The organism is Phormidium sp. CCY1219 (assembly GCF_055795085.1).
Genome location: NZ_JAYFEQ010000791.1, coordinates 26,204 through 38,440, shown reverse-complemented (window position 1 = coordinate 38,440; position 12,237 = coordinate 26,204). Strand labels below are relative to the sequence as shown.

The 12,237-nt window shown below is 51.5% G+C and carries 17 protein-coding genes, 1 tRNA gene and 1 other annotated feature; of the genes, 7 read left to right on the top strand and 11 right to left on the bottom strand.

Going from position 1 to position 12,237, the window contains the following annotated elements; translation table 11 throughout:
- Positions 1-172 precede the first annotated feature (172 nt).
- Positions 173-568 (bottom strand): 50S ribosomal protein L7/L12, encoded by a 396-nt coding sequence (rplL, locus tag AC0QH1_RS24440; protein WP_324634011.1) that lies wholly within the window; start codon positions 566-568, stop codon positions 173-175.
- Between the two features lie 103 nt (positions 569-671).
- Positions 672-1,223, bottom strand: a complete 552-nt coding sequence (gene rplJ / locus AC0QH1_RS24435; protein WP_324634010.1) for a 50S ribosomal protein L10 — start codon at positions 1,221-1,223, stop codon at positions 672-674.
- 145 nt (positions 1,224-1,368) lie between these two features.
- Positions 1,369-1,540: a sequence feature (ribosomal protein L10 leader region), on the bottom strand.
- Between rplJ and AC0QH1_RS24430 the strand changes: the two genes are divergently transcribed.
- Positions 1,392-1,538: a hypothetical protein gene (locus AC0QH1_RS24430; protein WP_324634009.1), complete on the top strand. Its 147-nt coding sequence runs from the start codon at positions 1,392-1,394 to the stop codon at positions 1,536-1,538. Its footprint overlaps the feature before it by 147 nt.
- 76 nt (positions 1,541-1,616) lie before the next feature.
- On the opposite strand, the gene rplA is transcribed toward AC0QH1_RS24430, so the two are convergent.
- The 6 genes from rplA to rplS all read right to left on the bottom strand — a co-directional run bounded on the left by rplA (position 1,617) and on the right by rplS (position 4,553).
- Positions 1,617-2,333 (bottom strand): 50S ribosomal protein L1, encoded by a 717-nt coding sequence (gene rplA / locus AC0QH1_RS24425; protein WP_324634008.1) that lies wholly within the window; start codon positions 2,331-2,333, stop codon positions 1,617-1,619.
- A gap of 133 nt (positions 2,334-2,466) precedes the next feature.
- The gene (rplK, locus tag AC0QH1_RS24420; protein ID WP_324634007.1) at positions 2,467-2,892 is read right to left on the bottom strand and encodes a 50S ribosomal protein L11; all 426 of its coding nucleotides are present in this window, start codon (positions 2,890-2,892) and stop codon (positions 2,467-2,469) included.
- A 17-nt stretch (positions 2,893-2,909) separates the two neighbouring features.
- Complete coding sequence (gene nusG / locus AC0QH1_RS24415; RefSeq protein ID WP_324634005.1) at positions 2,910-3,548, bottom strand: transcription termination/antitermination protein NusG; 639 nt, start codon at positions 3,546-3,548, stop codon at positions 2,910-2,912.
- Positions 3,545-3,769 carry a preprotein translocase subunit SecE gene (gene secE, locus AC0QH1_RS24410; RefSeq protein ID WP_324634004.1) on the bottom strand — a complete coding sequence of 75 codons (225 nt, stop codon included), beginning with the start codon at positions 3,767-3,769 and terminating at the stop codon, positions 3,545-3,547. Before secE ends, nusG begins: the two co-directional genes overlap by 4 nt.
- Before the next feature lie 249 nt (positions 3,770-4,018).
- A tRNA-Trp gene (locus AC0QH1_RS24405) sits at positions 4,019-4,091 on the bottom strand.
- Between the two features lie 99 nt (positions 4,092-4,190).
- A complete protein-coding gene (rplS, locus tag AC0QH1_RS24400) occupies positions 4,191-4,553 on the bottom strand; it encodes a 50S ribosomal protein L19 (protein ID WP_324634003.1) in 363 nt (120 codons plus the stop codon).
- Between the two features lie 602 nt (positions 4,554-5,155).
- Here rplS and AC0QH1_RS24395 point away from each other — a divergent pair.
- Together AC0QH1_RS24395 and AC0QH1_RS24390 are read left to right on the top strand one after the other, a co-directional pair.
- Positions 5,156-5,284 (top strand): hypothetical protein, encoded by a 129-nt coding sequence (locus AC0QH1_RS24395; protein ID WP_324634002.1) that lies wholly within the window; start codon positions 5,156-5,158, stop codon positions 5,282-5,284.
- Between the two features lie 205 nt (positions 5,285-5,489).
- Positions 5,490-6,677 carry a homospermidine biosynthesis protein gene (locus AC0QH1_RS24390; protein ID WP_324634001.1) on the top strand — a complete coding sequence of 396 codons (1,188 nt, stop codon included), beginning with the start codon at positions 5,490-5,492 and terminating at the stop codon, positions 6,675-6,677.
- On the opposite strand, the gene AC0QH1_RS24385 is transcribed toward AC0QH1_RS24390, so the two are convergent.
- Positions 6,674-7,039 carry a hypothetical protein gene (locus AC0QH1_RS24385; RefSeq protein ID WP_324633999.1) on the bottom strand — a complete coding sequence of 122 codons (366 nt, stop codon included), beginning with the start codon at positions 7,037-7,039 and terminating at the stop codon, positions 6,674-6,676. The genes AC0QH1_RS24390 and AC0QH1_RS24385 overlap by 4 nt on opposite strands.
- Before the next feature lie 262 nt (positions 7,040-7,301).
- Here AC0QH1_RS24385 and AC0QH1_RS24380 point away from each other — a divergent pair, with 262 nt between their 5' ends.
- A complete protein-coding gene (locus AC0QH1_RS24380; RefSeq protein ID WP_324633997.1) occupies positions 7,302-7,895 on the top strand; it encodes an Hsp20/alpha crystallin family protein in 594 nt (197 codons plus the stop codon).
- Positions 7,896-8,227: 332 nt separating this feature from the next.
- A complete protein-coding gene (dnaK, locus tag AC0QH1_RS24375; protein WP_324633996.1) occupies positions 8,228-10,156 on the top strand; it encodes a molecular chaperone DnaK in 1,929 nt (642 codons plus the stop codon).
- A gap of 234 nt (positions 10,157-10,390) precedes the next feature.
- On the opposite strand, the gene AC0QH1_RS24370 is transcribed toward dnaK, so the two are convergent.
- Both AC0QH1_RS24370 and AC0QH1_RS24365 read right to left on the bottom strand, forming a co-directional pair.
- Positions 10,391-10,591 carry a hypothetical protein gene (locus tag AC0QH1_RS24370; RefSeq protein ID WP_324633995.1) on the bottom strand — a complete coding sequence of 67 codons (201 nt, stop codon included), beginning with the start codon at positions 10,589-10,591 and terminating at the stop codon, positions 10,391-10,393.
- Positions 10,592-10,750: 159 nt separating this feature from the next.
- On the bottom strand, positions 10,751-10,951 hold the full coding sequence (locus AC0QH1_RS24365) for a hypothetical protein (protein WP_324633994.1): 201 nt from the start codon (positions 10,949-10,951) through the stop codon (positions 10,751-10,753).
- A gap of 370 nt (positions 10,952-11,321) precedes the next feature.
- Here AC0QH1_RS24365 and AC0QH1_RS24360 point away from each other — a divergent pair, with 370 nt between their 5' ends.
- Positions 11,322-11,984, top strand: coding sequence for an acetoacetate decarboxylase family protein (locus AC0QH1_RS24360; protein ID WP_324633993.1), 663 nt, complete (start codon positions 11,322-11,324; stop codon positions 11,982-11,984).
- Between the two features lie 15 nt (positions 11,985-11,999).
- Entirely contained in the window at positions 12,000-12,155 is a 156-nt protein-coding gene (locus AC0QH1_RS24355; RefSeq protein WP_324633991.1) for a hypothetical protein, read from the top strand.
- Positions 12,156-12,237 lie beyond the last annotated feature (82 nt).

The window sequence follows — 12,237 nt, the reverse complement described above, 5'->3', positions numbered from 1 at the left end:
TTGTTGAAACAAGCGTTCGTTTTTCCGCCCCGAACTAAAGTTACGGGGCTACCAAACTTTCGTCTTTTTTTCGTGTGCTGCCCACCACCCCCTAGGCATACAGACGATTTGTAGGGTGGGCAATGCCCACCCTACTGCTACAAAAGTAGCAACGCTTTATAAGCTATAAAGCTTACTTGACGCTCACTTTAGCGCCTGCATCTTCAAGCTGCTTCTTGGCATCTTCTGCCGCATCTTTGGCAACCGCTTCTTTGATGGGCTTGGGTGCAGATTCCACCATTTCTTTGGCTTCTTTGAGGCCCAATCCGGTCAAAGTCCGAACCACTTTGAGGATAGCAATCTTCTTGTCGCCGGGAACTTCTTCGAGAATGACGTCAAATTCGGTTTTCTCTTCTTCTTCTTCTGCCGCCGCAGCCCCAGCCGCACCAGGAGGCATCATCATCATGCCACCTGCCGGCGCAGCAGCACTCACGTCGAAGGTTTCTTCGATTTGCTTGACCAGTTCGGAAGCTTCCAGCAGGGTCAGAGATTTTAACTTTTCGAGAATTTCGTCAGTTGCAGCAGACATGGATTGACTCCTATTATTTTAAGGTTAGTAAGCAATCAAACGTGAAATGGGTTGACGATTCGTTACGGATTGCGAACGAATCGCGACGCGATCGGGTGAATATCTAGGCAGCTTGCTCTTCTTCTTGCGGGCTGCCTTCTTTTTCGGCGTAAGCGTTGAGACCCCGGGCAATCGAAGTGGGAACTTCGTTGATACCCACGGCAACTTTGGAGGTCACCGCCTGGATGGTACCGGCAATTTGAGCGATGAGTTCTTCCTTGGAGGGCAATTCACCGATCGCCTTGACTTCATCTTCGCTCAGCACCCGCCCTTCCATAACGCCACCGCGAAGTTGGGTTTTTTTGGTGGCTTTTTGGAAGGCTTGGTATGCCTTGATGGCACCGCTGAGATCGTCTTTGACGAACAGAAATGCAGAAGAGTCCTTGAGGAATTCTTGGATGGGTTTCCACTGCTCGTCTTCCTCAACAGCCCGTCGCATGAGGGTATTTTTGGTGACTTTACAAATGGCTCCCGATTCGCGCAGACGATTTCGCAATTCGGAAATCTCGGCAACGGAGACCCCTTTGTAGTCGATGACGATTGTCATGTCGGTGTCACTCAATTTGTGTTTGAGTTCCTCGACGATCGCTTTTTTGTCTTCTAACGTTCTGCCCATAGGCTTTCACCTCCTTTACGGCTGGGGATGGAAACTGGGGTGCGATTGTAGATTGTAGATTGCTGATTGTTGGCAGACAATCTCTTATTCTACCTGAGGATCGCCAGTTGTCAAAATTTCCCTTGGATTGACCGAGTTCGAGTCCCTTGCCAATCAAAAACCCCGGCCATGCAGCCGGGGTCGCGCACCCACCGTGCCCCAGGCGATCGCAGGCGATCGCGGGGGCTTTACAGTGGGGAATTCATGCGGAACCTCGGCAGGGAAATTAAGCCAATCGGGTTGGCACCTGCTCTCTACGGCTACTGTGCTATTTAATTAGGCGAAGGGAAATGGGATTGACGAGTGGGTAGATTCTCTACGATCGCGCCAGATCCCGAATTGACCATTTGGATTTTAGGCCGCCTCGGTCATCTTAAAGTCGCGTAGCTGATTGACATCGACTTGAATCGAAGGTCCCATTGTGGACGACACAAAAACGCTGCGCCAGTAGCGGCCTTTCGCGCCGGAAGGACGGTTGCGATCGATCGTTTCTTGCAACGCCTTGAGGTTAGTCATCAAATCCTGTTCGGAAAAGGATACCTTACCGAAGAGGATATGAACGATTCCGGTGCGATCGGCACGGAATTCCAGTTTACCGGCTTTGAACTCGTTAATCGCTTGGGCGAGGTCAAATGTAACGGTGCCGCCTTTGGGAGAAGGCATCAGACCCCGTGGTCCGAGCAACTTCCCGAGTTTTGCCACCTGCGGCATCATATCCGGCGTTGCAATCAGCTTATCGAAATCCATCCGGCCTTGTTGGATTTCGTTAATCAGGTCTTCCGATCCTACCACATCGGCACCGCCGCTGGTGGCTTCCGTCACTTTTTCGCCTCGTGCGATAACAGCCACCCGCACTTCCTGGCCGGTGCCTTTCGGCAGAACCACCGTGGTCCGAAGCTGTTGGTCGGTGTACTTGGGATCGATCCCCAACCGAATGTGGGCTTCGGCGGATTCGGGAAATTTAGCTGTGGCGGTTTCTTTGAGAAGTTTAATCGCCTCTAGTGGTTCGTAGGGTCGCTCTTCGACCTTTTTTCTCAGTTCTTGTAATCTACGGGAGATTTTTTTTGGCATTGGTTTCTCCTGGGGTCGTTAGCGAGGCATATCCTCTGCCCCTTGAATGGGTCAAGTGGATGAGATTTGCGATCGCAGATGTTTTTCCATTGCGAAGCGATCGAATCTCAACTCAAGTGCAATAGGCGATCGCCTAGTCTGCGATCTTCACGCCCATATTGCGGGCCGTTCCTTCCACAATTCGCATTGCCGCCTCAATGTCGTTGGCATTGAGATCCGGCATTTTGGTTTCAGCGATTTCCTGAAGTTGAGCGCGGGTAATTTGCCCCACCTGATTGCGGTTCGGTTCGCCCGAACCTTTGTCAATTCCTGCGGCTTTTTTAATCAACACCGAGGCGGGAGGGGTTTTGAGAATGAAGGTAAAACTTCGGTCTTCATAGACGGAAATTTCTACCGGAATCACTAAACCAGCTTGGTCAGCGGTTTTGGCGTTATATTCTTTACAGAACATCATAATGTTCACGCCATGCTGACCGAGTGCCGGTCCGATCGGGGGTGCTGGGTTGGCTTTGCCCGCATTAATCGCCAACTTGATCACCGCAACTACTTTTTTTGCCATTTATTGTGTTAGCTGCTTCAACTGAGTTTGCGAACTTGATTGAATTCCAGTTCTACTGGCGTATCTCGTCCGAAAATAGACAAAAGCGCCTTGAGTTTACTGCGCTCTGGGCTGACTTCAATCACTTCGCCGTCAAAATCTTTGAACGGGCCGGATGTCACCTCAATTTTTTCTCCCGGTGCCAAGTGGGTTTTCACCACTGGCTCCGCTTCTTCCCGCTGCCTGAATATCCGTTCGACTTCCGAATAACTCAACGGCAGAGGTTTGACGTGTCCGCGTCCTCGTCCATAACGGCGTTTTTGTTCTGACCCCACAAAGTTAATCACATGAGGGGTATTTTTGACAACCTGCCAACTCTCATCATCCATTGCCATTTGGATGAGCACGTATCCAGGGAAAATCTTTTCATCCGTTTGATGCCTGCTGCCGTCTTTGCGAATTTTCACCGCAGAAGCCTGGGGAATTTCGATTTGCAAAATCCGGTCAGCAACATCCAGGGTTTGAATCCGCTGTTCTAAGGTCGCTTTCACCCGCTTTTCACAGCCGGAAGCCACCTGAACCGCATACCAGCGAGGTTTCGCCGGTTTTGATTCTCCTGAATCTTCTGAGTCTGACGGTTGAGATTTCTCTCTTGCGTCGTCCGATGCAAAAGTCATCCGAACACCTGTGTAGCTGCCCAACCAAAAAATTTATCGACCAAGTAAATTAAGCCGGCAAAGAGAGTCACCATCGAAAGTACGGCTAGCGATTCACTAATTAGCTGCTGCCGAGAAGGCCAAACGACCTTAGCCAGTTCTTCTTTTGTTTCCTGTAAAAACTTGGCGGGACTGAAACCGCTATCCGTTTGCTTCATTTCTGCTTCGTTTTTTTTGGCCACAATCGCTCTTTACTCCCCTAACTGTTCTCAACATTAGGCAGTTCTTTTTTGACAACAGCTAACTGTAGCGCCGTTCTATCCGCCAATCTACATCTTTTGGCGTCACTCGCCGCCCAGCTTAACTTGTATCTTGCTTTATCAATACTGTTTGAACCACCCAGACAATAATTCTACCCGAAAGTTACTCGATCGAGCGCTGAATTCACAGCATCAATACTTTCGGGTAGATGTTTTGGGAAGATGGTTCAGCGCGCCCTGGAGGACTTGAACCCCCGACATCAGGTTTTGGAGACCTGCGTTCTACCAACTGAACTAAGAGCGCACGGGCTGAATCACGCGCTTTTGCGACTCACCCTTTAGTATTGTAAGGCTTCCCTTGGCTTGGTGTCAACCCCCAGGATGCTTTTTTTTCAAATTAAATTTAAAGCGGACGGTCAAACCGTTGTTTGAGGCGGGTTGCCTTACCGACGCGATCGCGCAGATAGTACAGTTTGGCGCGCCGTGCTTTCCCGCGTCGAATCACTTTGATGCTCTCGATCCGAGGCGAGTGCAGCAGAAAGACCCGTTCCACGCCGACGCCTTGGAAAATCCGGCGCACGGTAATCGTGGCGTTAATCCCGCCATTTCGCATGGCAATCACGGTGCCTTCGTAGGGCTGGGTTCTTTCTTTGCCTCCTTCTCTAATTCTGACCCCGACTCTTACGGTGTCCCCTACATAGAGGGTAGGCAGATCGGATTTGAGTTGCTCCGCTTCAATCGAACGGATAATTTCGCTGGCGTGCATATCGGCTTTCCGTAGAAACTCACGAACTTTAACTATAGCGCGTCAGCCTCCCCCCCGTCTAGACTTTTTGCGGGAGTTTTGCGATTTGGCCGCTCCGCCTCCCGACCACAAGGAGCAAAAGCCTCTAGCCAAGCAGAATCCAGCTATTGCCCACCCACCATCCAATTTTCCCTTAATGCATGGTGTAACTGCGGCAAAATCGGCCAAAAATCATCCAATCCCTTGCCAATTGCGGCCTGCTGCCGCCAAAACGGGTAAAATTTCCTAGATCGAAAGCCTCCTGCCGCAATTCCTATGTTAAAATTTACTAACAGAATAGAGTTTCGCCTGAGAGGTAGCATCCAAAACGTTGGAACTGCTTGCGGGAACCGGATACCCTTGGCGTGGACTGTGGTATCTGGATATGCAATTGAAACGGAAACGGCATTGGGATCCGGCGCTTTCATCCTGGACGGATCGATGCGAAGCGCCGAGTACGAGCCGATCGACCTGTTCGTGGAGGCGGGCGAGTGGGTTTCGGATGGAATCTTGCGCTCAAAACGCCCAAGGTCTTGATTCAGGACGTCTGCCTGGGTCGATCGCTCGCAAACCCTAAAGAAATTTTGAAAATAAAACGCCATCCATCGGCGTTGCTACAAAAGCTGGATGTCTGGCTGTGGGGTCTGGATGAATTCAAGGTAACTCGCCTGAGAAATGGCACTGACTTGGTTTCACAGACAAACCCCTATTGAGGAGGCAACTGCGCTGAACTTGTGAAGCGACAGAAGGGTTGAACTCCTAGAGGGGTAGTCTTTGCGATGGGCGATCGCGGCAGAGATCGCCCGAGACACTCCCCACAGCCGCCTCTAAATTTCGCAATTGCAGATTGCATGTGCCCTTGAGGAGATTTCCTCAAAGGCATCTTTTGCCTATATTTAAACGTTTCGGAGTGTCAAAATGTCTCAACCGATCGGTCACAAGATCCACCCAACCCCCATTTCGGCTCAGGTGAGCGTTGTGGATTTGATTGATGGATACTTCACCGCCTACAACTCAGCGCGGTTGCGAGAAATCTGTCATTTGCTCAGCCAAAAAGTCATGCGCCCAGAAGTCACCGTGGGGCTGAGCCTCACCGGTGCGATGACCCCCACGGGGTTAGGCATGTCCGCGATCGCGCCGATGATGCGCGAAGGCTTTATCGACTACATCATCAGCACCGGTGCCAATCTCTACCACGATATTCATTACGGACTCGGACTCAACCTATACGCCGCCAACCCCTTTCTCGATGATGTGAAGCTGCGCGAAGAGGGGCAGGTGCGAATTTACGACATCATTTTCGATTACGACGTCTTGCTCGAAACCGACGCCTTCATCCGCCAAATTTTGCTTTCCGATGCCTTTCAAAAGCGGATGGGCACCGCCGAGTTTCACCATCTGCTCGGAAAATACATCTGGGAAATCGAGCAACAGCGCGGGGCGGAACATTCCTGCTTGCTCGCCACCGCCTATGAATGTGGGGTGCCGCTCTATACCTCTTCTCCGGGGGATAGTTCCATTGGGATGAACGTCGCCGCGATCGCCCTAGAAGAATCCAAACTGGTCATCGACCCCTCGATTGACGTGAACGAAACCGCCGCGATCGCCTATGCGGCCCGCGACAGCGCGTCCGACATTCCGGGCAAAAGTGCGGCGATCATCCTCGGCGGTGGCTCCCCGAAAAACTTCCTCCTGCAAACCCAGCCACACATTCACGAAGTCTTGGGTTTAGAAGAACGCGGACATGACTACTTCATCCAAATTACCGACGCCCGCCCGGATACTGGCGGGTTATCCGGTGCCACCCCCAGCGAAGCGGTGAGCTGGGGCAAAGTGGATCCCCACGAGCTGCCCAGTACCATCGTGTGCTACACCGACAGCACGATCGCCTTGCCGATTATCGCCGCTTATGTAATGAACCAGTGCCCCGCGCGTCCCCTGAAACGGCTTTACGATCGCCGTCAGGAAATGCTGACCAAATTACAGTTAGACTACCAACTCGCCCAAGCTAACAGCGGCGATCGCTCCGAGGCGAGTTCGGAAACGAGAAGCGCGCCGATCGCCACCTATCCGTGCGGAACCCCGATTCGCAACCCGCATGGCTAGCGCCTCGGTTCGGTAACGTTTAGAAACCGGGGAACGTTCAGCCAATCTGATGCCCGCGTCTTTTCCTCCCCGGGAAAAATTCCACCGCCAAACCTCCGGGTTCCCGCCACCCGGAGGTTTTCTGTTGTCCCCGCCGCGCCCAGGGAGTTTGACGGCAAATACACCCCCTCCATTTCGGTTTGCCGTCGGATGTACGCCCCGGCATTAACGTACATTTGATGAGATGAGAAAAACGCCCCACCGGGCGGCAAAAATTCCCAATCGGCGGCAAATACAACCCCCGAGTTCCGGTTTGCCACCATAATTTTCCAGACAAAGTTTGCCACCATTAAATTGAGGCGATCGAACAGCTCGATCGACACCAGGCAGTTTTCTCATGCGACGGCAACTACAACAACCCAGTTACGGTTTGCCACCATCAGTCAACCGGAGAAATCGCCTAAATTATAAATAGTCAAAACCGGAAAAACGAAACTAGGCTAACCCCACAGAACACTCCATCAAAAACACAAAACTAACCGCTTGTTATTGAAGGGTTTAGCATCAAAATTTCCAGTTAGACTTCACATTTGGTTGACTTGACCCACTGATTGAAAACCCAACAGAGTTTAGGGAGGAAACCCAATGAGAACGGCGATAGTTTTTGACCCCTTACGTGAGATAGAACAATGGCAGCGTCAAATGGAAAGCCGGTGGGAGGATTCAACCCAGGCGCGCCAGCCAATTTCCCACACTTATGCACAACCCAGAGACAGAGCGTGGAGACCGGCGATGGAATTTTGCGATCGCCCCGGGGAATTTCTCCTGCGCGTAGAACTCCCCGGAATAGAAAAGAAAGAACTCGACGTGCAAGTTAGCCGCACCAGAGTAGCGATCGCGGGACAACGGGATCCGAACCCAGAGCGCGCAGAACGATGCAACGTTCGATCCGAACTGCGCTACGGCAAATTCCATCGCGTGGTCGAGCTTCCCAAACCGGTGGTGAGCGATCGCGTCACCGCCGAATTGAAAAACGGCATTCTCACCTTAACCTTACCCAAATTAGAAGCGCAACAACCCAAAGTAGTAAAAGTCCAGGTTGCGGGAGCAGACAGCACACCGTCTCGAGAGACCCCGGTGGTGGATGCGACCCCGAAAGTGGAGCCGACGCCCGCACCGGAACCGGAAAACACCCCGGATCTGGAAGTAACAGAAGATTTGTGGGCCACCCCGGCATAGACCGCGATCGTCCGGAACGCATGTAGGCGGGAACGTCGCTCAGTGCAGACCACAGGGAGGGGCGAAATGGCCGGCGTAGGGGTTTCCTCCCGTGCTCTGTGCCCCCCACTGATAAGCCAATCGCGGTCATTTCTGGGCAAACCGTCCCTGTGGATGTTCGGTAAACACTCCTTCATCACAGAGCCGCCCGCCCACACTATAGAGATCGGTAGCCGTAAAAAATATTGAAGCTGGATCTACTGCATTCATGCAGTTGCGGGATAACCCAAAATAACCCGACCAAAACAAACCGAAAACCTTTCATTGTAGTAAATTGGAGCTAGAACAACCTTATGGGCAAAGTAGTTGGAATTGACTTAGGAACCACAAACTCTTGCGTTGCAGTTATGGAAGGGGGTAAACCCACCGTGATTGCCAATGCAGAAGGGTTTCGCACCACTCCCTCCGTAGTCGCCTACGCGAAAAATGGCGACCAATTGGTGGGACAAATCGCCAAGCGTCAAGCGGTGATGAACCCGGACAACACCTTTTATTCCGTGAAGCGGTTCATCGGACGTCGGGAAGACGAAGTAACTCACGAAACCACCGAAGTTTCCTACAAAGTCCTCAACGTTAACGGCAACGTCAAGCTAGACTGCCCCTCGCGCAGCAAGCAATTTGCCCCCGAAGAAATTTCCGCGCAAGTGCTGCGGAAACTGGTGGATGACGCCAGCACCTACCTGGGTGAAAAAGTCACTCAAGCCGTGATTACCGTTCCGGCTTACTTCAACGACTCGCAACGTCAAGCCACGAAAGACGCCGGGAAAATTGCGGGCATCGAAGTGCTGCGGATTATCAACGAACCGACAGCCGCTTCTCTGGCATATGGATTAGACAAGAAGAGCAACGAAACCATCTTGGTATTTGACTTAGGTGGCGGTACCTTTGACGTGTCTATCCTGGAAGTGGGCGACGGCGTGTTTGAAGTGCTCGCCACCTCTGGAGATACCCACTTGGGTGGGGATGACTTCGATAAGAAAATTGTGGATTACCTCGCCGAGGAATTCAAGAAAGCAGAAGGCATCGACCTGCGCAAAGATAAGCAAGCCTTACAAAGGTTGACCGAAGCGGCGGAAAAAGCCAAAATCGAGCTGTCTAGCGTCACCCAAGCGGAAATTAACCTGCCGTTTATCACCGCGACTCAAGAAGGTCCCAAGCACCTGGATCTGACCTTGACTCGGGCGAAGTTTGAAGAACTGACCGCTGACTTGATCGATCGCAGCCGCATTCCGGTGGAAAACGCCCTGCGCGATGCGAAGTTGGATAAGAGCGCGATCGATGAAGTGGTACTGGTGGGTGGTTCTACCCGGATTCCCGCTGTGAAAGATTTGGTGAAGCGGGTTCTGGGTAAAGACCCCAACCAAACCGTGAACCCGGATGAAGTGGTAGCCATTGGTGCCGCAATTCAAGCCGGTGTGCTGGCGGGTGAAGTGAAGGATATCCTGCTGCTTGACGTTACGCCCCTATCTCTGGGTGTGGAAACCCTCGGTGGCGTAATGACCAAGATTATCCCGCGCAACACCACGATTCCGACGAAGAAATCGGAAGTGTTCTCTACCGCTGTGGATGGTCAGACGAATGTGGAAATCCACGTTCTGCAAGGTGAGCGGGAAATGTCGAGCGATAACAAGAGCTTGGGAACTTTCCGTCTCGATGGCATTCCTCCCGCACCCCGTGGTGTGCCGCAAATTGAAGTAACCTTCGATATTGATGCAAATGGTATCCTGAATGTCCACGCGAAGGATAAGGGTACGGGTAAAGAACAGTCGATCAGTATCACTGGTGCTTCTACGCTTCCGAGCGATGAAGTCGATCGCATGGTGAAGGACGCGCAAGCCAATGCAGAGCAAGATAAGGAACGCCGCGAGAAAATCGATGTGAAGAACCAAGCGGATTCCTTGGCTTACCAAGCTGAGAAGCAAATGTCTGAGCTGGGCGATAAGGTGCCGGCTGATGAGAAGACGAAGGTGGAAGGCTTGATTTCTGACCTGCGCGAGGCGATTAATCAGGACGATTTGGATCGCATGAAGACCGTGATGAGCGATCTGCAACAAACCCTGTACACGATCGGCAGCAATATCTACCAAGAATCTGGTGGTGCTGAAGCCGGCGCAGGTGCTGCCCCGGGCGCAGGTGCCCCAGGCGCAGGTGAGGAGCAATCTTCCGGTGGCGGCGGTTCCGATGAAGATGTGATCGACGCTGAGTTCTCGGAAACCAAGTAGTCTGGATAAATTGCAGGTGAGCGATCGCGCCCTTTGATGCCTGTGTCGCTCGCCACTCCCTGAATCGACCCTCATCTCAGAGGCGAAACAGAGGAAAGCTCGCTCTCTCTCGGCGGGCTTTCTCCCATAGTATCCGACTCTAAACCGGATTTGGTACCTTACCAAATCCGGTTTGGTTATATATGTCTGGTTGGTTCTCAAAAAATCTGCCCGATACAGTGTCGGCGAAACGCTTCAAATCAGTTCCCATTCTTCTTTTAATAATGCCAGAAAGGTGGCATAACCGGGAGAAAATCCGGGCGGATCGGGCTTGATATATTCCGGGAATTCTCTGTACGATCGCCACTCGGCATCGCTTTCACGACGCAGATGCAAAGCATCTGTGGTTTTGCCATTGGGTTTCCATGTCATTTGACCTGTTTGTGCCTCTGTCATCGTTAGTTCCTCACGCTCGATTTTCGGTTTTTATGGTGACGGGTTTACAGGTTTTGGGGAAAACGCTGCTGCAATTGTCTGGGGGTTCCGAATGCGCCACACCGCTATAGTCTGCCTACCCTAACTCATTGTTTTACAGCTCTTTTTCCGGACAGCATCTTACACAACTTTCCATTGCTGTCTCAGTAAAGAGACGAAGGTCTTATATCCTTGGGAATTGCCTGGGGAGTCGGGAATGACATACTGGGGAAATTCTTTGTAAGAGCGCCAGCGATCGTGGGGGGAGAGCCGCAAATACAAGGTTCGCCCCATTACTCCATCGGGTTTCCAAGTCATCTCTCCTCGGATAGATTCTCTCATCGTTATTCCTCCTTATTCCATCAATGATTTTTGCCCACAAAGATAGTTTATTATGACAAACTCTGGGGAAACCGTTCGTTACCGGTGATACGAGACAACAATTAAGAGCGGAAAAAATGACACCAAAAAGGTTTGAGGGAACAGACAGATTCCCTTGACCTCGGGTTTCCCACTCCGGCTAAGCTGGCGCGTCATTGGCACGGGAAAGCGTGGGAATTCCTTCGGCACCGAGAGGCTTGCACTCCGGAAAAAATTGCTAAATTTTGTTAAAAATCGAGCGGTTTCTATCTTTGGGTAGAGGAATTGGGGAGCGATCGCGCGCGACAATGAAGCATTAAAGTCAATTTAGCACGGATAATGTAGCAAAACTATGACCTATCCACCTCCACCTTGGAACCTGAGCGGACATGCCGTACAAACCCTCCATCTCATCGATACCCATCGGGTGCGATCGCGCGTACCCGCTACCCTGGACATTGTGGAAATTTGGCCGGGTAAAACCGTAGGTGGGGTGTACCTCGCCGAATATGGAGGGGACTCGATATTGCAGTACAACGAGTTAATCGTGTTGGGGGCAATCGTTCGCTATGGCATAGAAGTGGGCAGTTGGATTTCTCACATTTATGTGGATAATCCGGATTCCGTAGAGGGGGGTCGCGGCATCTGGGGTTTGCCGAAAGAAATGGCAGAATTTACTTGGGAGAAGGGAACTCGCGATCGCGTGAGGGTTTCGCAAGGCGATCGGCACTTGTGCAGTCTCGACTACAACCCCAATACTTTCCGCCTACCCCTGCCATTTTCGATCCCAAATTTCAGTCTGTTAGAATCCGAATTACTGTTATTTCCCGGTAAGTTTAAATCGAACCTCGGTTTGGTAGATGCTACATTGCAGGTGCCGCCAGAAAGCCCGTTTTCTGAGTTAAAGTTAGAACAACCGGGCTTTAGCCTTTCTTGTGAAGATTTACACTTGCTAGCGGGTCAGCCGAAAGTGGTGGGAGAAGTGGTCAGAGAGCGAATTTTTTCTCATCAATAATTCCGAGGGCGCAAATTGCATTGGCAAGAGTTAACGGAATGGGCAGTAAATATCTTTGGGAAGCAAAGGGAGGCGATCGCCGATTTAAACCCCTATGGTGCAGAGACGCGCCTCAATTTAACCCAAGCCAATTTGCCATTAAACGGGGCTTGCAGTTGGATGCCAAGCTGATAGCTAACCGCGATGATAGCAAATCTATGCGGGCAGTCAATCCTCCCATCGAACGATAGAGAACTATTGATAATTCCCCTAA

Coding starts and splice junctions, on each gene's coding strand:
- AC0QH1_RS24390 (WP_324634001.1), top strand. CDS start 5,490: ATGTCTCAACCGATCGGTCACAAGATCCACCCAACCCCCATTTCGGCT.
- rplK (WP_324634007.1), bottom strand. CDS start 2,892: ATGGCAAAAAAAGTAGTTGCGGTGATCAAGTTGGCGATTAATGCGGGC.
- dnaK (WP_324633996.1), top strand. CDS start 8,228: ATGGGCAAAGTAGTTGGAATTGACTTAGGAACCACAAACTCTTGCGTT.
- rplS (WP_324634003.1), bottom strand. CDS start 4,553: ATGCACGCCAGCGAAATTATCCGTTCGATTGAAGCGGAGCAACTCAAA.
- AC0QH1_RS24430 (WP_324634009.1), top strand. CDS start 1,392: ATGCAGCCGGGGTCGCGCACCCACCGTGCCCCAGGCGATCGCAGGCGA.
- rplL (WP_324634011.1), bottom strand. CDS start 568: ATGTCTGCTGCAACTGACGAAATTCTCGAAAAGTTAAAATCTCTGACC.
- AC0QH1_RS24365 (WP_324633994.1), bottom strand. CDS start 10,951: ATGAGAGAATCTATCCGAGGAGAGATGACTTGGAAACCCGATGGAGTA.
- AC0QH1_RS24370 (WP_324633995.1), bottom strand. CDS start 10,591: ATGACAGAGGCACAAACAGGTCAAATGACATGGAAACCCAATGGCAAA.
- nusG (WP_324634005.1), bottom strand. CDS start 3,548: ATGACTTTTGCATCGGACGACGCAAGAGAGAAATCTCAACCGTCAGAC.
- AC0QH1_RS24380 (WP_324633997.1), top strand. CDS start 7,302: ATGAGAACGGCGATAGTTTTTGACCCCTTACGTGAGATAGAACAATGG.
- AC0QH1_RS24360 (WP_324633993.1), top strand. CDS start 11,322: ATGACCTATCCACCTCCACCTTGGAACCTGAGCGGACATGCCGTACAA.
- rplJ (WP_324634010.1), bottom strand. CDS start 1,223: ATGGGCAGAACGTTAGAAGACAAAAAAGCGATCGTCGAGGAACTCAAA.
- rplA (WP_324634008.1), bottom strand. CDS start 2,333: ATGCCAAAAAAAATCTCCCGTAGATTACAAGAACTGAGAAAAAAGGTC.